The sequence below is a fragment of the Symplocastrum torsivum genome, from assembly GCF_059505465.1.
In genome coordinates, this window is sequence record NZ_JCACKQ010000129.1 from 12,712 (window position 1) to 34,707 (window position 21,996).

Sequence of the window (21,996 nt, forward strand, 5' to 3'; positions counted from 1 at the left end):
GGTTACTGAACTTTGACCAAACTCCTAAACGAGCAATACACTGCGCGAGGTTGCTGTGCAGACGAATCACGATGTTGTGGAAGTAGCTCGTTTACTCCTACTCCCTATCAATTGGGGTGGGTGGAACTGATTAGCATCTGTGAGCTAACAGTTCTGGTTAACGTGCCTGATTCTGAGATACCACTTAGTACTTGACCTTCTAGAAGATATCCCCTAGGAATATGAAAATAGCCGTAATTGGTGTAAAAGGTTTACCCCCTAAACAGGGAGGCATCGAGCATTACTGTGCAGAAGTTTATCCCCGCATGGTTGCACAGGGTCACTCGGTGGATCTGTTCGCCCGCTCCTCTTACACGGACTGTTCCTGGCTTGACCGTCATGACTTTCAAGGTGTCCGAGTTATCTCCCTACCCTCTTTGCCTTTAAGAGGGTTGGATGCCTTTTTTAGCTCGGCATTCGGAGCGATCGCTTCTAGTGGAACACGTTACGATATCGTTCATTTCCATGCCTTGGGTCCATCTCTATTTACCTGGTTGCCCAAAATTGCCTCCTCCGCAAAAGTTGTTGTTACCTGCCAAGGTTTAGACTGGCAACGTGCTAAATGGGGATCTACTTCTACTCGCATGATTCGTCTGGGGGAGAAAGCTGCAGTGCGATTTGCCGACGGGATAACTGTAGTATCAAAAGACCTCCAATCCTACTTTTCAAACACTTATGGCAGGGAGACGCTGTACATTCCTAACGCTCCAGCAAGCTATGCTGAGTCAGATCCAACTTTTTCTTACGGCACCTCGCTAGGTTTGCAACAGGGACGCTACATGCTCTTCCTGGGCAGACTTGTACCTGAAAAGCGTCCCGACTTGCTTATCGAAGCCTTTGAAGCTCTTAAACCAGATGGATGGAAACTTGTCTTTGCTGGTGGCGTTAGCGATACCAAGGTGTACGTCTCAAAGCTATTAGACAAGGTTGCAAAGAATCCAGACGTGGTATTTGCAGGTGAACTGCGGGGATCTCGTCTGGCAGAGATTGTCCGAGGGGCAGGATTATTTACCCTCCCTTCTGATTTGGAGGGACTACCTCTGGCAATGCTGGAGGCGATGCAGGAAGGTGTCCCAGTGCTTGCCAGCGATATTCCTCCGCATCAGCAATTGCTCAATGAACAACGGGGGATTCTCTTCAAAGCTGGAGACGTAGACTCTTGTGTCCATTCCTTGGACTGGGCGATCAATAACCCTCAAGAGGTTGCGCTAATGGCCCAGAGTGCCCAAAAGTATGTCAAGACTTACTACAACTGGGATCATATTACTGCTGAAAACTTGAAACTCTATACAACACTCACCAACTCGTCTACTTCGCTCAGTACGTCGAACAATATTTCAAGCAGACCTACTGAAATTTTTGGAAGAAAATAGACTTCAAGTGCAGGTACTGTGCAGACCACTGTAGCAGTTGGTAAGCAACTGAAACTTGGCGATGCGGTCTGAAGGATGTCACTCATGTTTATCCTCAATCAAGAGTAAGTAGAGGAGGGAACCTTCTAGATTAAAGGGGCGTTGTTGAATAAAGGGATGATTTAGTCCAGATGCTAAGACAGGTATCTTGCCTGTACCTTAACTATTCATTCCATGTTTCAGTAAAGCCTCTATGTTGCCTCCCTAAGCAAGAGAAGTATATCCAATGGGCAAAAGCATTTCATCCTTACCATCAGTCTTGAAGCGGCATCGTTGGCCCGCCCTAGCTACCTTTGCTTCCGTAATTGGGGCATCAATTGCCTATCTGTCCGTCGCCCCACCTGTGTACCAAGTGACAGCACGGCTAATGCTTGACGATAAAAAGGTGAGTGTTTCCGAATTGGGTCGTGACCTCAGCCAAGTGTCTTCTGGGACACCAGGGGGTCCCAGTCCAATCGCTAATCAAGCAGAACTCGTGCGATCGCAACGTGTTCTCAAGGGAGCTGTTAACAAAGTTTTTCCACAAGGCGCAGAGAGTCCACAGGGCAAACAAGCAATGGAAGAGCTTGGTGAGGGTTTGAAAGTAAAAATTGTTCCTGCTACGAATATTCTTGAACTGAGCTATCAAGGTAAAGACCCTGTATTGGCAACAAAGTTACTTAATGCCGTTTCAGAAGTGATGGTTGACGAGAGTACTCAAGCAATCCGTTCTGAGGCTAAAGCCGTGCGGGAATTTTTGGAGAGTGAGGTACCTAAAAAGCGTACAGAGGTTGAAGCGGCTGAAGCTACTGAAAATAGATACAGGCAAGCCAGTGGCATTATCTCTTTTGAGGAGCAAACGGTAAGCTTAGTGGAGAGTTTAGCCACGCTAGAAGACCAAGAGCGTGTTCTGTCTGCCCAACTTCAAGAGACAAAAGCACGGGTCAATGAACTTCAGCGAGTAACAGACAATAGTACGGCGCAGAATGCTTATGTTGCTGGACGCATTGGTCAAGATGAAGAACTTAAGGAGTTACGGGCTAAGCTCTCAGAGTTGGATGCAAAGTTGAGCAACACTCGTTCACGCTTTACAGAGAATAATCCAGCCGTCATATCGCTACTTAACGAGCGAGATTCTCTGCGGACTCTATACAATGACAAAGTTTCTCGTGTGTTGCCCAGCAATCAAACCGTCCCTCCCGCGAATATAGCGTCTGATGAGTTGAGCCAGACTCTCACCTCTCAATATATTGCTGCTGAAACTGAACGCTCGGCACTTGAAGAAAAGCTAGGAGTTTTGCGAGCTGATCGAACCCAGCTCCAGCAACGCCTTGCTCAATTACCACTCAAGCAACAACCGCTTAGTGCATTAGTCCGTCAACGAGAAGAAACTGCCGCCTCTTTGAAGTTGCTACAAAGCAAACTGGAGGAAGCGCGGATTGCTGAAGCCCAACTGGTTAGTAATGTCCGAGTTATTGAGCAGGCTCAACCCCCCTCGTCACCTGCTGGACCAAATAGTAAAGTCGTGCTGGTGGTTGCGATCGCATTTGGAAGCATCTTAGCCGTTGGTATTATCCTGCTTCTAGAGGTGATGGATAACAAGTTGCGTGATGACTCCGAAGTGGAGGAACTGCTGAAACTGCCAAAGCTGGGAGTATTGCCTGACATCCCTGCAACTGCGCTCAACCTTGAGCAACCTGAACAATTTCTGGATAATGTTGGGTTGGTTGAACCGTACCGCCGACTCCTCAAGACGCTGAATTTTCGCACTCAAGATAAGTTGCGGCTTATTGTTGTCAGCAGTACTGTCTCTGGAGAAGGTAAGTCACTGGTCGTTTCGCACTTAGCTGCCGTGTCAGCCATGTTGTCTCGGCGGACGTTAATTATTGATGCAGACTTGCATCGACCTAGGCAGCACAGCTTGTTGGGCTTACCCAAAGAACCCGGTCTTACAGATGTAATTGACAAAGAAATAACTCTTCTTCATGCCGTGCAACCGACAGGCATCGACAATCTTTCGATATTGACCTGTGGTGAACTGTGCGATCGCCCTGCATCATTGTTGGAGTCACCGTCCATGAAGTCTCTTCTGGAAGAAGCAGCAAATCATTACGATCTGGTCATCGTAGACACTCCACCAGTTAGCAGTTGTGCAGATGCAAATACGTTAAGTCACTATAGCGACAGTTTAGTGATGATTATACGTCCCAACTTCACGCCAAAAGAGACGCTGCTTCAGACAGTATCAGAATTGACAGGGAATGGCGTACCTATACTGGGGGTCGTTGTTAATGGGATGACGAATCGTTTCCAAAAGCACTACCGCGATCCCGTTAAAGGTTACCAACCCGTATCCAAGCCCCTGAAGTATTTTACCCATCTGGGAAGTCCTGTTAACAATTCTGCAAGACGTTAGATGTCTGTTTTATTGAAGGCTTTAAGACAATGCTAACTAATGACCCCAAAAGTCGTTCCTCTCGTTTGTCGCTTTGGGTTGGAGTGGCAGGTGTGGGGGTTGGTCTAGTTGTCGGGTTACTCGCCGGTAGTAAGCCCTTGTTACCCGTCTTAGCTGTAGTCGCGGTAGCGGCGGTTGTCTATTTCTTTACCAGCTTTGAACAAGCCGTACTGGGACTATTAATCCTGCGTAGCTCTCTGGATATTTTCTCCGCTCAACAGCTACCAGCTGCGTTCGCCCTTGGACTGGATGCTCTGACTTTGCTTTATGTAACTGTTATGTTACTGACAGGTCATAGAGTACGTACTGATGGATTCTGGTGGTTCTTTGCTGGCTGGGTATTACTACAAGGCTTATGGGTAATACTCTTGCCTCTGGGAGGTTTGGGGCTGGATGGTTCGGTTTTGCCAGACAGCATCCGTGAATGGGTTCGTATTTTTTCGTGGCTAATGAGCTACTTGCTGGTGATGCAGCTCAAAGGTCGAATCTCACCTAAGAACGTTGTTTATACGCTGTTCTGGGCTCTCGTCTTACCAATTGCATTAGCGTTGTTGCAGATGGTCGTGCCTTCGCTCTTACCTCCCATGTTCGCCCCTGCTGCAGGAGATTTCTCCGGCTCAGGAGCTGAAGGATCATCTCGAATCAGAGGGACACTCGGTCACCCTAATACCTTTGTTACTTTTCTATTGATGTTTATGGGCTTGACCTATTGGAGGCTAAACCAGTCAAAGCAACGCTGGCTCTGGCTCATTTTGCTAGGCTTACTTGCATTTTTATATGTGAGTACCAAATCTCTATTTGGTTTGATGATGCTTGCCACCTTTATTGTGGTTTTAATAGCTCCAACATTGAGTCCGATCAATTTGATTGGTGGAATACTTCTGTTTGCCATAGTTATATTCCTGTTTGGCAGTACGGAGTTTGGTCAGGAACGCCTAGGCTCGATTGCTGAAACACCACTTGGTAACCCGGACATCGATATATGGCGTGCCATTTTGCTTTCAAAAGGAGATGGCAACAGTTTCAACTGGCGGATTGCTCAGTGGACTGACCTACTACAACAATGGCAACACTTTCCCATCCTCGGTTACGGTCTGGGGATAAGCGCCCAGGTAAGTGCCAATGGACTTTATGCCCATAATGATTACGTCCGTGCTTTGGTAGAAGGAGGAATTGTGGGGCTAGTAACTTTTTTGCTCTTTCTCGGTGCTCAGGCTGTACACCTTATCCGATTATTTCGGCAGGCACCTCCCGGCAGTGGACAGCGCGAGCTGTGTTTGGTTCTGTTGGCGATTCTTCTGGCTATTCCTGTGGGGATGATTACCGAAAACATCTGGAGTCATACCACTCTCTTTTTCTACTGGTGGACTCTGTTTTCGGTAGCTGGTTGGAACTGGAACGAGCCGCAAACGGTGGAAAATTCTGTGCTCAACAACCCACGATGAGAGCCGTGACGGAGCGTTCCATGAGTTGCCGCTTCGGTCATGAATAAGTAGTCGATGTTGAGAACTAACCTTTCCCAATGAATGTATTGGGCTGAGTAAGTATTGAAATCAGAGAGGAAGTATAAAAATGATTAACTTTATCAATTACATTTTGCAAGATTGGCAAATTAATAAAGATACTAGCTTTAAGTCTCGCTTGATATTATTGATGTTTCGTTTTGCACAATCTCTCAAAACTTTACCAAGTATTTTTATTTGGATTTTCATTCTTTATCGTTTCTTCTATCAAATAGTAGTAGAGTGGGTATTAGGTATCGAATTGCCTTGGGATACCCAAGCTGGACCCAATTTAAAGCTTCAACATGGTCAGGGTTTGGTTGTTAATCATGAAACCATAATTGGCGGTAATTGCATTTTGAGAAATTCCACAACTATTGGCAACAAAAGACTACAAGACGGTTCATACAGCGCTTCACCAAAAATTGGGGATAATGTAGATATTGGGGCAAACGTTGTGATTATTGGTTCAATTACAGTTGGTAACAATGCTGTTATTGGAGCTGGTTCTGTTGTTGTTAAAGATGTTCCTGAAGGGGCTGTAGTTGTTGGAAATCCAGCACGAGTCATTCGTACAGCAAGCATGGATTCATCTTCTATCTATAAGGAAGAATTAAAGATCTTGGGTCTAGCTTCAGTATCAAGTAAATCAAAAGTAGATAATCTTTAACACTAAGTTGCAGCCATTGCGTACCTATCAGTCAGAAATTGCTATTAGCCCAAGTATTAGGTAAGACTAAAAATGCCGAAGGTTTCTGTTGTTATTCCAGCCTATAATGCCATGACCTATCTCCCAGAAACAGTGGAGAGCGCTCTAAGGCAAACCTTTACTGACTTTGAAGTGCTAATCGTTGATGATGGTAGCTCGGATCATATTAAGCAATGGGCTTCTGGGCTAGTTGATCCGCGTGTTAAATTGATTTCGCAAGAAAACCAGGGGTTGCCTGGGGCACGCAATACAGGCATCGCTCAAGCTCAAGGGGAATATATAGCATTCTTGGACGCGGACGATCTCTGGGAGGCGACCAAATTAGAAAAACAAGTACGCTGTCTGGAAGATAATCCGGAAGTAGGCTTAGTCCATACTTGGATGCTTTTGGTGGATGAGCAAAGCCAGTCTACAGGCAGAGTGATGACTTCTGATGCAGCAGGCAAGGTGTGGACGCAACTGGTTGAGCGCAATGTTATTGCTTGTCCCTCGGTAATGGTGCGTCGCTGTTGTTTCGAGCGGGTCGGTGAATTCGATCGTACCTTGCGCTCAATTGAAGACTGGGATATGTGGCTTAGAATCGCAGTCTATTATCCCTTTGCGGTCATTAGAGAACCGCTTGCTTATTATCGGCAGTTACCTAATAGCATGTCGAAGAATTGTCAGGTAATGGAGCAGGCTTTTCAAATAGTGATTGAAAAAGCATTCTGCTCGGCACCACCGGAATTTCTGCACCTAAAGCAGCGCAGCTACGGCTATGCCTATCTTTGTCTTGCCTGGAAAGCTCTACAGAGTCGAGATCGGAACTCTCAACAAGCGATTCATTTTTGCCAGCAAGCCATGGCTCACTACCCTAAACTGCGCTTCTCCCGCGACTATCTATCTCTGAGTGCGGCGATTGTTCTGGTGCAATGCTTTGGAACTGAGGGTTATGGAAAAGCACTAGCAGTCATTCACGCTCTACGCCGCCAGATGTTGAAATTTGCCAAATTATCTTCTGCCTAGATAAGTTTGAGGCTGCTCAACCAACTTATTTAGAGGTTGGAGGAATTTAGTACCGATGCGTCAATTACAAATTCTCATAGATCTATTCGCTTACATCGACTTCTTCTCAACAACTTAGCGACTAATAATTGTTCAATTGTAAGAACTCAATTCATGCTGGACTATCAACTTACCGAACAGCGCAATTCAAATAAGCAGGAACATCAGCTCCAACCTCCCCAGGCTGAGCCAACAGTTGCACTCCTGCATTGTATGGACCTGATTGATGATTTTTTGGATCACATCAATTGGTCTTTAGAAACTTTTTGTAATGAATTTACTGCCAATTGGATGTATGGCTACACCCAAGCTCTACAGCGAGTGGGTGTTCGCACAGTCATCTTCTGCATTTCAGCGAGAGTGAGTGAACCCTCACGGTTCAAACATGTACCAACTGGTTCCACAATCTGTGTAATACCTGCCTCCAAAAGTTATTTGGCTTACCGTGCTTTACGGCGTAGAGCACTCAGTTTGTATGGTGGCAGCAAAGACCAGTCATTTAAAGATATTTCCGACGCCAGTCCTACTCGCCGTTCCCTGCTCACAGGATTGAAAAATTTGGCTCAAAGTGTAGGCTCTTATCAAGCTACACCCTTAGGACTGCTTGCTCAAGAGCTAAAGCGTGAAGGCTGTAGCGCTATACTATGTCAGGAATATGAGTATCCTCGCTTTGATACTTCTGTGCTTTTGGGACGGCTTACAGGTTTGCCAGTCTTTGCAACGTTTCAGGGAGGGGATGAAATCCATAGCTGGCTTGAATATCCGTTTCGACGACTGGCATTTTGGGGTTGTACTGGTCTAATTATTGGACCCCAGACTGAGATTGGGCGGGTACAGAGTTGTTATGGAGTGCCTGACAACAAAATCGCCCGCATTTTCAACCCATTGGATGTGGCAGATTGGCCTACTTTTGAGCGAAACCAAGCTAGAGCAGCTCTTGGCATTCCCCAAGATGCCCAAGTCGTGGTTTATCACGGGCGGATCGATATGCATCGCAAGGGATTAGATATTCTGCTGGATGCTTGGGATCAGATTTGCCGCGATCGCCCCGATACTGACTTACGACTTCTACTTTTGGGAAGTGGTCCCGATGCAGATACGTTGAGCCAGCGTATCGCAGATATGCAGCTACGGGGAGTTATGTGGCGCAATCAGTTTGTTAGCGATCGCACTATTATTCAACAGCATCTCTCTGCGGCTGATGTTTATACGCTCCCTTCGCGTCAGGAAGGTTTTCCAATTGCGCCGATTGAGGCAATGGCTAGTGGTTTACCAGTTGTCGCAGCAGATGCACCTGGTGTACCTGACATTCTGGAGAATGGTGAATTTTCTGGCGGACTAGTTGTACCACGGGAAGATAGCACTGCGTTGGCATTAGCGCTGAAGCGTGTACTGGACGATGAACCTTGGCGTCAGGAACTGAGCAAACGCGCTCGCCGCCGAATAGAGGAATACTTTTCTCCTGAAGCTGTTGGTTCTCAGCTACGTGACTTTCTTCTAAGACAGCAAAATAGTTGATGAGCCTTGCTCATCCTCCTTCCATAACAGATGGCTTTTGTGTAATAAATTTTGGAACTGATTGTTGGTGTTAAAGGAGTTTCAGTATGCCAAAAGTTTCTGTCATCATCCCGGCTTACAATGCCATGGCTTACCTGCCAGAGACAGTGGAGAGTGTTCTTAAGCAAACATTCACAGATTTTGAAGTACTCATCATTAATGACGGCAGCAAAGATCACATCGAGCAATGGGCAACTCAAGTAACAGATCCACGAGTCAAACTGATTTCACAGCCCAATCAGGGGGTTTGTGTAGCTCGCAATACTGGCATTGCTCAAGCACAAGGTGAATATGTGGCATTTCTAGATGCCGACGATCTTTGGGATTCAACCAAGCTAGAAAAGCAAGTTTGCCGCCTGGAGGAAAAACCTGAAGTCGGTCTAGTTTACACTTGGACAATCTTAGTTACTGAAAAGGGTGAGCCTACAGAGGTGTTAGTTGCTTCCCATGCTGAAGGCAATGTTTGGGAGCAGCTTCTTGTGCAAGACATGATGTCCAACTGTAGTTCAGCAATGGTTCGCCGTAGTTGCTTTGAGACAGTTGGAGGATTTGATCAAAATTTAAGCTATTGTGCAGACCGAGATATGTGGGTTCGCATTGCTGCTCGCTATCCTTTTGCAGCAGTTAAAGAACCTCTAACACTCTATCGGCGTCATTCTAGTAGCATGAGCAAAAATCAGAACAAGACGCTTCAGGAGTTACGCCAGGTTATCGAGAAAACTTTTCAATCCGTTCCTCTAGAACTTTTGTATCTAAGGAATCAAACTTACGGCTGGATGAATCTTTTTGCTGCTTGGGGTTCTCTAGAGAGTGACATGAACTATAGAGAAGCGATGGATTACCGTCATCAAGCGGTTTTACACTATCCTCAAATACGCTATACACCCATCTATTTACGCCTCAGTTTAGCAATAGCAATAACTCGCTGGTTTGGACCTGGCGGCTACGCCAATCTACGGGAATTAACTCGTACTCTACGCCGCCAACTAAGGCTAGCTACTGGCATCTAGTACTCTATACTCTATAACTTTAATTTCAATGCTAGTTAGCAAGTTAAAATCATTACTGTCCAACCCCTTTATTCGTAATGTTGGTTGGTTAGGCGGAGCGGAGTTAGCCAATCGTGTCTTTCGCTTGGCAACAACGGTTACGCTTGCTCGTATGTTCAGCAGCGAAGACTACGGGCTAATGGCTGTTATTTATATCACCTTTGAATTTGCCAATGTTTTCACCCTTAGAGGTGGAATTGGGGCAAAAATTGTTCAGGCTGACGAAGAGAATGTCAAAGCTATTGCTAACACAGCTTATTGGCTGAATTGGATTCTATGTGTAGCAATTTTTATTATTCAGTGTATTGCTGCCTTTCCTATCGCTCATTTCTATAAGAACACACAACTTATTTTGCCTCTTTGTACTGCTGCTTTAACGTACTTAATGATTCCGCTTTTCCTAGTTAACACTGCCTTATTAGAGCGGGAAAATCGACTAAAAGTTACGGCTATTTGCAATGCAACACAGTCATTTTTCAGCAATACTATCATTATAATTCTGGCAGTTCTAGACATGGGCGTTTGGGCAATAGTTTTTGCTATGGTTTTCACAACTCCCGTTTGGATTGTAATCAGTTGGATGAATCATTCTTGGCGACCTCCTAAAACTTTCAGTCTTGATATGTGGCAAGAAGTTACTACATTTGGAGGCAATTTACTCGCTATTGAGCTAGTAGGAAAGTTAAGAGCGAACATAGATTACTTAATAGTTGGAAAGTTCCTAGGAATTGATGCACTAGGAGTATACTATTTCGCTTTTAATGCTGGATTAGGAATCAGTCTGAATGTTATAAATACATTTACTTCAGCTTTATTTCCTTATCTTTGTGAAGTACGTAGTAATACCAACCAGCTTAGGGAACGATTTTTTAGTACTCTTAAAAAGACTTCCCTGATTGCAATCCCACTTATTCTGCTACAGGCAAGTTTAGCACCGTTCTATGTACCAATTGTTTTCGGGCAAAAGTGGGTGACAGCAATTCCAATCCTTGTAGTGATCTGTCTCTCTGCTCTGCCGCTTCCCGTTGGTAATGCTACTTACGTACTGCTGAACGCTGTGGGTAAAACCCATATCAATCTTTACTGGATTTTAACTTACACTATGATCTTCGGGCTTTTCGTATTAGCTAGTGTGAAGTGGGGAATCTTTTGGGTAGCGGTATCAGTCCTCATTTGTCAAGGACTGACACCTATTTATCATATCTGGGCTATTAAATATGCCTTAGCAAAAAAATAATGTCTCTTTCGTTCATAGGATGCAGGGAAGACGGACAGAGTGGGAGCGGGAGACTAAAAGATTTCTCTTGGCAGTTGTGGGGCTTATGATTCCCTATGAGGATAGGGGGAAGAGAGTAGAAAAATGTTCTTTAAGAACATTTGCATAAAAGGGGCAATAGACGGTTTTTGTATTCAACCAAGGAAGGTAAATTATGTCAGATAAAGAAATAAAAATGATGAACCAATCAGAGCCAGAAAAAATAAAAGCAACTTTACACAAATCTTTAGAAGTGCTGAATAACTTGGAACAGTGTGCCCTATTGGATCATCCAGATCATCCCAATATTGGCGATCATCTTATCTGGTTAGGTGAAGTCTTTTACTTAACTGATGTTCTAAAAACACAAATCAACTATGCTTCAAGTGTTGAAAATTTCTCTGCATCAGAAATGGAGAAACAAGTCGGTAAAAGTCCTATTTTACTGCATGGTGGTGGTAATTTGGGCGATCTTTGGCCTAAATTTCAAAACTTCCGAGAACAGATTATTTCTAAGTACAAAGATCGTCCAATTATTATTTTACCACAGAGTATTTATTTCGCTAATCAAGCTAATTTGCTGGAAACGGCAAATATTTTTAACTCCCATCCTAATTTGACTATATTTGTTCGCGATAACTACAGCTATGAAATTGCTCAAGACCACTTTCATAACTGCCAAGTAATCAAAGCGCCAGATATGGCTTTTCAGTTAGTAAATATTCCTGGATTGTCATTCAAGCAGGACAGAGGAAAGTCTGTCCTCTACCACTGTAGAGAAGACGCAGAGTTAAATCAAGCCTTCTCTCGTGATTCTATTAATTTGTCTGATTTAGTTATAGAAGACTGGAGTTCTTCTAAATACCAAAGTCATTACTATAAAAATGCCGTAAAAATGTGGCGTCTAGCTAGGATTTTGGAAGGCTTGAGACAAGGGAAAGTTATTCCTAGAGAATGGATCTCCCGACAGATTTGGAAAAATTCCCATTCATATTCCACTAAATTTAATACAATTTACAACCCTTCTATACATCGGGAATCATGGAGTTATATGCATAATGGCGTTTATCAATTTAAGCCACATCGTCTAATAATCACCAATCGATTACATGGACATATTCTCTGTACTCTCATGAATATTCCTCATGTATTTTTACCTAATTCTTACTATAAGAATGAGGGCTTTTATCAAACTTGGACTTACTCAATTCCATTTTGTAGATTTGTTAAAGATCCTTTGCAAGTTCCATCTGCTGCACAAGAACTCTTGAAGTCTTTTTCAGCTCAGTAGCCGATATTCTCTGATTTTTCACGGAATCATTAGCACACATAAAATAAGTAAGGTTTCTTATGCCAGCTATATCCGTTGTAATTCCTGCATACAATGCTGAAGGCACTATTTTAGAGACAATCGCCTCAGTTCAGCAACAAACCTTTTCCGATTTTGAGCTGATTGTCATTAACGATGGTTCGACAGACGGAACATTAGAGTTACTTCAGGGTATCAAAGATAAGCGGCTGAGGATTTTTTCCTATGAGAATGGAGGGCTTCCGGTAGCTCGTAATCGCGGTATCACTCATGCCACCGGAGAGTTTATTGCATTTCTTGATGCTGATGATCTATGGACACTAGATAAATTAGAACTACAATTAGCGGCTTTACAGCAACATCCAGAGGCAGGAGTTGCCTATAGCTGGACTTCGGATTTTGTGGATGAACAGAAAGAAACTTTATATTCTTATGAACCAATATTTTTTGAAGGTAATGTTCTCCCACACTTATTAGTTAAAAATTTTTTAGCTAGCGGCTCCAATCCTTTAATTCGTAAAGAAGCTATTGAGTCTGTAGGAGAGTTTGATCCCACACTTAAGTCATGTGAAGATTGGGACTTCTATTTACGGTTAGCAGCCAAATGGCAGTTTGTTGTAGTTCCTAAATGGCAAATTTTGTATCGCCGCTCCTCAACTTCCATGTCATCGAAGGTTGAGATTATGGAAACAGCGGCTTTGACAGTCCTTGAGAGAGCATTTCAAGCAATTTCAATGGAATATCAGTATCTCAAACCTCAGAGCTTTGCCTGGGCTTTCCATTATTGTGCACAACAATATCTACGTTATGCTACCAATTTAAGTGAAGTTAATCAGGCTGGCAAGAGGATATGGAAAGCAATTCGTTTGTATCCAAAAATCTTATTTCGGAGAGGCGCTCAAGCATTGATTTTGTGGTTTATTAAGAGGTGGATAATGGTACAAATAACGTAAGATTGAGCCTAGTTATCTAGTTAAACAATGAACATTTTGCAAAAAGTTCTTCCTAGTCTATTTAACATAAACTTACTACTATGCCTGTTATATCTGTTGTAATCCCTGCTTACAATGCCGAGCGTACTATCCTAGAAACCATTGAATCAGTTCAGAAGCAAACATTTTCAGATTTTGAAATCATTGTCATTGATGACGGTTCAACTGATCGAACTTGTGAATTAGCTGAAGGTATTGCAGACGAAAGAATAAAAGTATTTTCTTATCCAAATGGCGGGATGTGTGTTGCTCGGAATCGCGGCATCTCTCATGCCACTGGGGAGTTTATTGCACTCCTTGATTCTGATGACCTGTGGACACCTGACAAGCTAGAACTGCAATTAGCTGCCTTGCAGAAACATCCCGCTGCAGGAGTTGCTTATAGCTGGACTTCAGATTTTCTAGATGGGCAGGAAGAGATTTCTTGCGCCTATGACCCAGTGTTATTTGAAGGCAATGTTCTTCCAGAATTGTTGATAAGAAACTTCTTAAATAGTGGTTCAAACCCTTTGATTCATAGAAAAGCTCTTGAGTCTGTAGGAGAGTTCGATCCTGCCTGTACGCTTTGTGCAGACTGGGACTTCTACTTGCGGTTAGCGCTTCACTGGCCCTTTGTTGTCGTTCCTAAATACCAAATTCGTTATCGTCTATCTCCCTATTCAAGCTCGGCTAAAGTGCAGGCTATCGAAAAGGATGGTTTATTTACTATTGAGAAAGTGTACAGCTTGGTTCCACCAGAACTTCAATCCCTTAAAGGTCAAACTCTAGGAGATTTTTACCAGTATTGTGCCCAGCAATACTTGCGTTATGGCAAAAATGTGAGCGAAGTTAATCAAGCTGCTCCGAGGATATGGAAAGCAATTCACCTGCATCCACTGAATTTATTTAGCAAACATACTCAAGGCTTAATTCGGTGGTTCATTAAGAGATGGGTACTAGTGCAGCTTGGCACAAATACTTAGACAGCCAGAACTATTAACCAACCGCTAACCTCCTTCAGGAGTTTGGTTGTATTGCAAATACTGCCCGAAAACAGTTGAGTTCTTTCTATCGGCTCAAGTTATGCAGTCACTCTGAAAATGCTGAATTAGCTAGAATATATGTTTTTAAAATCTTCTAAGTTCAGACCGTATTTAGTAGTATTCCTGCTGCTCTTGACGATAACTCTAAGTATCGGTTTAGCTAACTATTTACAACCAAACAGTTTAATTACTGTTAACGCAAGCACTCCTACTATTCGTGATAAATGGCTCTGGCCTTTTTCTCAAGACTCAATCTGGAACTTGCCAATCGGAAGTGATGCTCAGTATGTTCCAGCTAATCTACCTAAAGCAACCTATGCTTCTGTAGATAACGATCTATTATTTATTATTCCAGCCAATAGTCCTCTACGGCCCTTGTACAATCCTGGAAGCTGGACAAATCGATGTAGCGGTACTACAACCTACGAATCTATCCCAATTCCAGATGATTTGATTGTTCCTGATGCTATTAACACTGAAACTAAATATTATACTCCTAATAATGCTGCCGCATTGCTTCAGCCTGACGGTCGAACCGTAATGCAGTTAGAACCTATGGCTCGCTGTGTCAAAGGCGGTTCTGTATATGGCTATCATCATCCGAAACCAGACATAGATATATACGGTCAAGGTATTTACGGAAGTCATCTTGGTTCCGGATTGTCTGCTATAGGCGGAACGATACGCAAGGGAGAGTTGACAGGTTCCGACCCTATTCGTCACGTTCTAAAAATAGAACTTTGGGAAAAATATTTAAACTACAAGCCTACCAGTCCTACACCTGGATATCGCTGGCCTGCTGATAGAGCAGATAGCCACGCTTCATCTATCTATAAGGGCAAAAATCCTCAACTAGTAATGGGGTCACTGCTGGCTATCCCGCCTAATGTAACTGAAGATAGCCTTGGTTTGACTACGCCAGCCGGGAAAAAGCTTTTTCATGCGCTCCAAGACTATGGTGGTTATCAAGTGGATGCCACAGGCGCAGACAATTATGCAATAGCAGTGGAACAGGGAGTTGAAGACGAATTTAAAGCCGCCTATGGTTATGATTTCTCTGCTAGTGCCAATAGTAATAACCCATTTTACGAAGACTTTATGAAGCTCTTTCAAACTTTAAACATTATTACTAATAATAGTCCCAACAGTGTAGGTGGAGGTGGTAGGCATCGAGCGCCTTTGGCTCCTCTATTTGCTGATGGAATAAAATGACAATTTCAAGCAGGAATTAATCTATTATTGTTTCTCTAAAATAATAGATAATGACCTAAATGTTTGATTCAAAACTGTGCGATCGCTGGCTTCCAAACACATTTACAAGATTGCCTCTCGTCACAGATGGGTTGCAGTTTGGATGGCGCAAGCAACTCCTGCTAGTAGTAATAGTTATTTTAACTTTTCTTGGACTTCGCTGGATTAGGCAGTATAAACGAGGCAAAGGTTGGTTAAGTAGCCCAAGAATACTTTTTTTGCTATTTAGTATCATTGCCACTGTATCGATAGTGTTTGCTTTGGCAGCTAAAGGGCTGGTTATTTTTCTTCCAAGTGATTCTGGTGCAGTAGCAGAGGCTATTGTAGTGCTGGGTCGAAGCGAAGAATTTAGGAGACAGCGGGTCGATGTTGCTCGTGAGCTTTTGGAAGCTAGACAAGCGTCGAGGATTTTTACTAGTGGTAGGGGTGATGCCGCCAGCATGATTGAGCAACTGAAGGCAAAAGGCATTCCTATTCAAGTGCTAGATGGTGAAAACTGTTCTTTAACTACATGGCAAAATGCCGTTTTCACAGCAGCCGTACTACACCCACAGGGGATTCGTCGGATTCTGCTGGTTACTGATAAACTGCACATGTTGCGCTCACTACTTGTGTTCCGCGCTCATGGTTTTACAGTCATTCCTCATACAACCCCATTACCCCCTAACTTTGGCTTTAAGGCAACAGCTTTTCTGACATTTAGAGAATACCTGGGGCTAGTCGCCTATGGTTTACAAGGGCGGTTTCATCCGCAGCGCTCACCTGAATCGAACAGTCGCGATATCGAGAATATAAGACAGAACGCTGAACAATACGGTCAGCAGCGGCATCTTCAAGAGGAGGGTGTTTATCAAGAAAAATAAAATCGACGAAGAGGCTTTTTCGTCTCTCCTCGCTTCAAGCTAACTAATTGGAAAACACACCTATGGTTTAAGGGACGGTCTGTACAAGTCCCAAACCGTCCTTTGATAGCAATCCCTCTCAACTTCAAGAAGGCATGATGCTTCTTATTGAGAGGGTACCTATGTCTGTGTCAAAAGACACTTTGAGTTGCAAGTTTCTAATTCCTAAAAATGCTTACATAGAGTCACCTCAAACACTCTCATGTCGCTTCTGATGCCATTGCCAAGCGTGTTTTAGGATAGTTTCCAAGTCTGCGTACTGAGGTTGCCAACCCAAAATACGCTGTGCCTTCTCACCACTGCCTACTAGACTCGGTGGATCTCCAGGGCGACGGTCAGCTAGGGTCACGGGGATAGGACGACCCGTAACAACGCGAGCGGCTTCAATCACCTGCTGAATTGAGAACCCCTTTCCATTTCCCAAATTGAAGACTTCTGTACTTCCCCCTTTAAGCAAGTGTTCCAAGCCCAGAATGTGAGCTTGTGCTAAGTCAGTGACATGGATGTAGTCCCGAATACAGGTGCCATCTGGGGTGTCATAATCAGTGCCAAAAACCGAAATACTTTCCCGCTTGCCCATCGCTGTCAACAGCACTAGAGGGATAAGATGGGTTTCGGGTTCATGATCTTCTCCTAAACGACCTTGGGGGTCAGCACCAGCAGCGTTGAAGTATCGAAAACGCACGGAGCGCAAGCCATAGGCATGGTCAAAATCGCTGAGTATTTGCTCCACCATCAGTTTAGTCATGCCGTAGGGATTGATTGGCTGCTGAGGCTGGTTTTCGGAAATAGGAATCTGTTGGGGTACCCCATAGGTGGCACAGGTCGAAGAAAAAACAAAGTTCTTGATTCCCGCCTCACACATTGCCTCCAGCAGCGTGAGTGTGCCTACCACATTGTTGCGGTAGTACTTGGCTGGGTGGCTTACCGACTCGCCCACATACGCATAGGCAGCAAAGTGCATGACAGCAGCAAATTCCCGTGTTTTAAAGAGCTGGTCTAGCAGTACCCGGTCTCCTATATCTCCCTGAATAATTTCTACTTTGAGGGCTGTCTCTACTAGATCTCGATGACCATAGACCAAATTGTCTAAGATTACCACCTCATAGCCTGCATCTCGCAGCGCCAGAACGGCATGGGAACCGATATAGCCTGCGCCGCCTGTTACCAAAATTGTAGGGTTTTCCATTAGAAGACTTTTGACGAAGTTGGTTACCGTTTAATCATTTTTCCTGTTAAGGAAACAGAGAGAAGAGTGAAGCCTGGAGGAAAGACCCAAGACTCTAGAGGTCAGGGAGCGACTTCAGCAAGCGAACACTGATAAAGCTTGGAACTTTAAGCTTCTGTTTGACAATTAACCAGCAGAAAAGTGGGCCCCCAATCAGATACCTTTTCCATAACCTGCGAGGTTCTGATATCAAACGATGCAACCATTCCAGCCCCAGCTCAGTTATCCATTTCGGGGCGCGTTTTTTATTGCCTGCTTCAAAGTCAATTGTTGCCCCGATCGCTAAAAATATCTTGATATTGGGTAACTGGTCTTTGTACTTTTGTATCCACTTTTCTTGCTTTGGCGCACCGACTCCTACGGCTAGGACTGTTGCGCCTGAGTTCTTGATTATTTCAATGATTTTCAAGCATTCTGCTTCATTCTTTTCAAACCCAAATGAAGGCGAGTGCGAACCAACAACAATCGCTCGACCAATTTTCGCATTTACCTTTTCCTGAGCTTGTGCTGCCACTCCCTCTTTTGCCCCTAAGAGGAAGATTTTAATATCCTCATTGTTTTTGTGATGTTCACAAAAAGCTGGGAAAAAGTCAGAACCAGAAATTTTTTCCTTTATGGGTGAACCCAAAAATCTAGAGACAAAGTAAAGAATTTTGCTGTCACATAATTTATAGTCAGCATCTGCATAAATATTAGCAAAGTCTGGGTCGTTGTGCAGCAAGATAATATGATCGACGTTGGGAGTAAAAACTACACCATGTTCTAGCCGATTCAGAACCTCGGACTCTGACAGATTGTCAATGTCTACATTCAATATTTTGACTTTGCTCATTAGTCATCTACCTTGCTTAGCAAAAATTTAACTTCTTTAGTAAACCTTACTTCGAGCCGTTATATAGGGTATCCGCGATAATGCGGAAGTTACGAAGCTTTCAGTAAATTTACCTCAGTGAAATTCTCTAGAAAGAGAGTAGATGCATGGCTACTATTTATTCACTCATCCTTAGATTCACAGGCTAATCACTCAATTCCGCAAAGCTGAATAAATATTGTCAATAGTATTTTTACTCATTGTTAAGCCACTCGATTCAGGCTGAGACAAATTATCCTCTTGTGAAAAGCGATCGCTTTTCTGACTTATAGGTTTTTCAAATCAATGAAGTACAAATTGATTATAGGATTGCACAGCAGTGCGCCCTTGAGTGTATTGCTGCTACAGATAGGTCAACTGCTGCGGGGACAAGCCCACGCAGCTTGTAACTAACCAGAAAAACTGGTCGAAACATACGGCGAATTGACCGTCGCCTGCTCTACCGACTCACTCGGAGCAGTAGAGAGAATGTAATCATCTTTGATGTTCGTCGCAGCATTAATATCGGCATGAGCCTTGAATCCACACGTTTTACAGTGGAATCGAGATTTGTGCCGATTCGTGCTGTGACGCTGTTTGCAACGGCTGCACTTCTGGGAAGTGTACCGAGCATCCACGTAACCAACTTGCTTGCCTTTAGCTTCAGCTTTATAGGTCAAAAATTGCTCAAGCTGATAGAAACTCCAAGAAGATATCCACTTGTTTACCTTCTTGTTTCTGCGTTGATTACGGATGCCTGACAAGTCTTCTAGAACGTAAGTTTTTACGTCATTAAGTGCAGCCAGTTTTTTACTTATACAGTGGTTGCAATCCCGCATGAACCGCTTCTCGCGTCCCGACATCGCTTTTAATCGACGTTTAGCGCTTCGAGTGCCTTTTTGCTGGAGTTTTTTGCGATTGTATAAGTAGCGTCGTTGGTTAGCTCTCACATTTGAGCCAGAGAAGAATTGACCATTTGAGGTTGAGACGATGTGATATAAGCCTCGGTCAATTCCTAAAACTTTCCCTTCCTCTTGTTTGGGTGGGTCGTCGGTTTCAAATACCAACCTCACCCAAAATTGTTTTGAGGGCTTGGAATAAGTAAGAGTTGCTGCACAGAAATCCCAAGTCTCAAATATTTCCTTGAAATAATCAGGAACATTGAGAATAATTGCAACTCGCTTACCGATGCAACTAAGCGTTAGCTGCTGTCCCCTGAGCGTCATTGTTCGCTTGTCGTATCTCAGGGCTGAGGTTGGCTTCTTTCTAGGAATGCGCTTGAACTTGGTAGCTTTGATAGCCTCAAGTGCATTATCCCGGATGGTCTGTACCAAAGCAGAAGGCACACAAGGATGCTGCAACCTTAATAGGTGATACAACTCCTTGTGTGCCTTGTTTTTGTTGTATGTCCTGTTAGCTAATGCCCAGTCAATGTGTGCATTGAATATTTCTGAACACTCGTTCATGAGTGGCAGGAAACGTTCACTTGGGAGATTGACTGGGATGCTAACAGTTCGCTTCATCAGGAAGTCCGTAATAGGCTTTCTGATGAAGTTCCTCCAAGCATAAGAATGACGCATTCATCGTCACTCCATCCGCTTTGTTTGAGAGACAACCAATGTTCTTGAACGATCTGAATATAATCGACAGCATTTCCAAATCTCCGTAGCTCCGATTGCCCCGCCTTTCATCTGCGACCACAAGGGTACGCAGTCTTCTCGGCGGGTTTAATAAAAAAAATCAAGGGGAAAGATAATTGATTCCTCTTCCCCTAAACTCAGCTAACTGCTTAGACAATGCCACAGACGCAACAGCTTAAAGCGAAATGATTTACCGCACATTTTTCAAACTATCAGTTTTATCAGCAAATAGGTCGGTAAAAATACTCAACACAGTGCGATCGCGTACTCGAATATTCGTGCTAACAGACATCCCCGATTGTAGGGCAATCTTACGGTTATTAATGAGTAGTGACTGCTGGTTTAACCGAACTTTGGCAGGAAAAGTATAGTACGGACGAATTTGATCAGGTGGTAACGCATCAGAACCAATCCAAACTAATTCTCCTTTTACATCCCCAAATTCACTAAAAGGAAATGAATCAATCCTGATATCGGTTGGCATACCTTCTCTCACAAAACCAATATCTTTATTAGTAAGATAAACTTTAGCAACTAGAGCATCTTCAGGAACAATTTTGAGAATCGGCTCAGTTGTATTCGTAACAAAACCAGGAGCGGAAGGTTTCATATCAAAGACTTTTCCGGAGACTGGAGAACGTAGCTCCTGATAGCCCAAATTCACCTTAGCTTGACTCAACTGGCTATCAATTTCCGTAATCTTCTGCTGATTGCCAACAATGAATTTATTGATCTGGCTGTCAATTTCAGCAAGTTGTTTTTCATTTGTGGCAATTTGAGTTGTTAAGTCTTTCTGAGAAAGAGCAACGGTATTTTCTAGCTGTTGCTTAGCTTGGGAAATATCTAAGTCCAGCCGTGCTTGTTCCTGAAGAAGCTGATCTACCTCGGCTTGACGGGTTTTTACCTCTTGTTCCTGCTTGAGAAACTGGATTCGGGGAACGGCCCCTTGCTCTGCTAAGGGCGTAATCTCATTCAGGATGCCCCGCTCAACCTCATAGCGACTTCTTGAATTGGCTAGCTGAACTTGATTCTGGTTGAGTTGTCTTTCTAGTTGTCCAATTTCTAATCGACTGGCAGCGACACGGGAATTGAGTTCTGCTGAAGAAAATCGCAAACGCTCCCGTTGTCCTGGAGTGAGATTAGCCCCCCTAGTATCACCATTAAGTTCGATGCGATACAGTTCGTTCTCAGCAATTATTGCTTTGCGACTCTTCGTAAGAGAAGCGAGTTCTGGTGGAATTTGTAGTTCTGATAGCTCTTGCTCTGTAATTGTGGGAGCAGCGGAATCATTCAGTTGACTGCGATAGAACTGATTTTCTTTAATTAAAGATGCCCGAATTTTGCTCAGAGACGTGACTTGAGCTTGAGTAGCTGTAGGGTCAAGGCTGAGGAGCAAATCGCCTTTCTCAACGTGCTGTCCCTCCTCGACATGAATTTCTGTAACGACTCCACCAACTGGGGCTTGAATTTCCTTCACCGTACCTTGTGGCTCTAGCTTACCTTGGGCAGGAACGGCTTGCTCAATTTTGGCAATGCTTGCCCAAATAATCCCGAAGGTTGTGACACCAACAATTGTCCAAAGAATTGCCCGTGACCAGTTTTTGGACTGTCGTAAAATTACAGATTGGTCAAATTTGCCGTTCCCATTGGTGTGGCTTTGGGGACGAACATTTTGTTCTGCTGTACTGACTTGAACACTGGGATTAGAAACAGATGGTGTTCCTAAAGCAAGTTTTTGGTTGAGTTTTAACCCATTTTGCTGGTTCATAGCGGTCAAGATAGTGTGAGGTAGTAGGGGAGT

Annotated in this window: 17 protein-coding genes; 13 read left to right on the forward strand and 4 right to left on the reverse strand. The window is 43.8% G+C overall.

Going from position 1 to position 21,996, the window contains the following annotated elements; all coding sequences use genetic code 11:
- The first annotated feature begins 221 nt into the window (after nt 1-221).
- The 13 genes from AC5JL3_RS32250 (at nt 222) to AC5JL3_RS32310 (ending at nt 16,438) form a co-directional block, all read left to right on the forward strand.
- Complete coding sequence (locus tag AC5JL3_RS32250; protein WP_496078342.1) at nt 222-1,412, forward strand: glycosyltransferase family 4 protein; 1,191 nt, start codon at nt 222-224, stop codon at nt 1,410-1,412.
- Between the two features lie 265 nt (nt 1,413-1,677).
- Nucleotides 1,678-3,846 (forward strand): GumC family protein, encoded by a 2,169-nt coding sequence (locus tag AC5JL3_RS32255; protein WP_496078343.1) that lies wholly within the window; start codon nt 1,678-1,680, stop codon nt 3,844-3,846.
- A 29-nt stretch (nt 3,847-3,875) separates the two neighbouring features.
- Entirely contained in the window at nt 3,876-5,330 is a 1,455-nt protein-coding gene (locus tag AC5JL3_RS32260) for an O-antigen ligase family protein (RefSeq protein ID WP_496078344.1), read from the forward strand.
- A gap of 127 nt (nt 5,331-5,457) precedes the next feature.
- On the forward strand, nt 5,458-6,057 hold the full coding sequence (locus tag AC5JL3_RS32265; protein WP_496078345.1) for a serine O-acetyltransferase: 600 nt from the start codon (nt 5,458-5,460) through the stop codon (nt 6,055-6,057).
- 72 nt (nt 6,058-6,129) lie between these two features.
- The gene (locus tag AC5JL3_RS32270; protein ID WP_496078346.1) at nt 6,130-7,101 is read left to right on the forward strand and encodes a glycosyltransferase family 2 protein; all 972 of its coding nucleotides are present in this window, start codon (nt 6,130-6,132) and stop codon (nt 7,099-7,101) included.
- Nucleotides 7,102-7,254: 153 nt separating this feature from the next.
- Nucleotides 7,255-8,658 carry a glycosyltransferase family 4 protein gene (locus AC5JL3_RS32275; protein WP_496078347.1) on the forward strand — a complete coding sequence of 468 codons (1,404 nt, stop codon included), beginning with the start codon at nt 7,255-7,257 and terminating at the stop codon, nt 8,656-8,658.
- Nucleotides 8,659-8,744: 86 nt separating this feature from the next.
- A complete protein-coding gene (locus AC5JL3_RS32280; protein ID WP_496078348.1) occupies nt 8,745-9,707 on the forward strand; it encodes a glycosyltransferase family 2 protein in 963 nt (320 codons plus the stop codon).
- 28 nt (nt 9,708-9,735) lie between these two features.
- A complete protein-coding gene (locus tag AC5JL3_RS32285) occupies nt 9,736-10,983 on the forward strand; it encodes a lipopolysaccharide biosynthesis protein (RefSeq protein WP_496078349.1) in 1,248 nt (415 codons plus the stop codon).
- 193 nt (nt 10,984-11,176) lie between these two features.
- On the forward strand, nt 11,177-12,292 hold the full coding sequence (locus AC5JL3_RS32290; protein ID WP_496078350.1) for a polysaccharide pyruvyl transferase family protein: 1,116 nt from the start codon (nt 11,177-11,179) through the stop codon (nt 12,290-12,292).
- 59 nt (nt 12,293-12,351) lie between these two features.
- Nucleotides 12,352-13,263 (forward strand): glycosyltransferase family 2 protein, encoded by a 912-nt coding sequence (locus tag AC5JL3_RS32295; protein ID WP_496078351.1) that lies wholly within the window; start codon nt 12,352-12,354, stop codon nt 13,261-13,263.
- A gap of 80 nt (nt 13,264-13,343) precedes the next feature.
- A complete protein-coding gene (locus AC5JL3_RS32300) occupies nt 13,344-14,264 on the forward strand; it encodes a glycosyltransferase family 2 protein (RefSeq protein WP_496078352.1) in 921 nt (306 codons plus the stop codon).
- Nucleotides 14,265-14,456: 192 nt separating this feature from the next.
- Nucleotides 14,457-15,536: a hypothetical protein gene (locus AC5JL3_RS32305; RefSeq protein ID WP_496078353.1), complete on the forward strand. Its 1,080-nt coding sequence runs from the start codon at nt 14,457-14,459 to the stop codon at nt 15,534-15,536.
- 59 nt (nt 15,537-15,595) lie between these two features.
- Entirely contained in the window at nt 15,596-16,438 is an 843-nt protein-coding gene (locus tag AC5JL3_RS32310) for a YdcF family protein (protein WP_496078354.1), read from the forward strand.
- Nucleotides 16,439-16,667: 229 nt separating this feature from the next.
- Here AC5JL3_RS32310 and galE read toward each other — a convergent pair whose 3' ends face one another.
- The 4 genes from galE to AC5JL3_RS32330 all read right to left on the reverse strand — a co-directional run bounded on the left by galE (nt 16,668) and on the right by AC5JL3_RS32330 (nt 21,963).
- Nucleotides 16,668-17,666, reverse strand: a complete 999-nt coding sequence (galE, locus tag AC5JL3_RS32315; protein WP_496078355.1) for a UDP-glucose 4-epimerase GalE — start codon at nt 17,664-17,666, stop codon at nt 16,668-16,670.
- A gap of 94 nt (nt 17,667-17,760) precedes the next feature.
- Nucleotides 17,761-18,537, reverse strand: a complete 777-nt coding sequence (locus AC5JL3_RS32320) for a WecB/TagA/CpsF family glycosyltransferase (RefSeq protein WP_496078356.1) — start codon at nt 18,535-18,537, stop codon at nt 17,761-17,763.
- A 428-nt stretch (nt 18,538-18,965) separates the two neighbouring features.
- A complete protein-coding gene (locus AC5JL3_RS32325) occupies nt 18,966-20,078 on the reverse strand; it encodes an RNA-guided endonuclease InsQ/TnpB family protein (RefSeq protein ID WP_496078357.1) in 1,113 nt (370 codons plus the stop codon).
- 307 nt (nt 20,079-20,385) lie between these two features.
- Nucleotides 20,386-21,963, reverse strand: a complete 1,578-nt coding sequence (locus AC5JL3_RS32330; RefSeq protein WP_496078358.1) for a beta-barrel domain-containing protein — start codon at nt 21,961-21,963, stop codon at nt 20,386-20,388.
- Nucleotides 21,964-21,996: the final 33 nt, after the last annotated feature.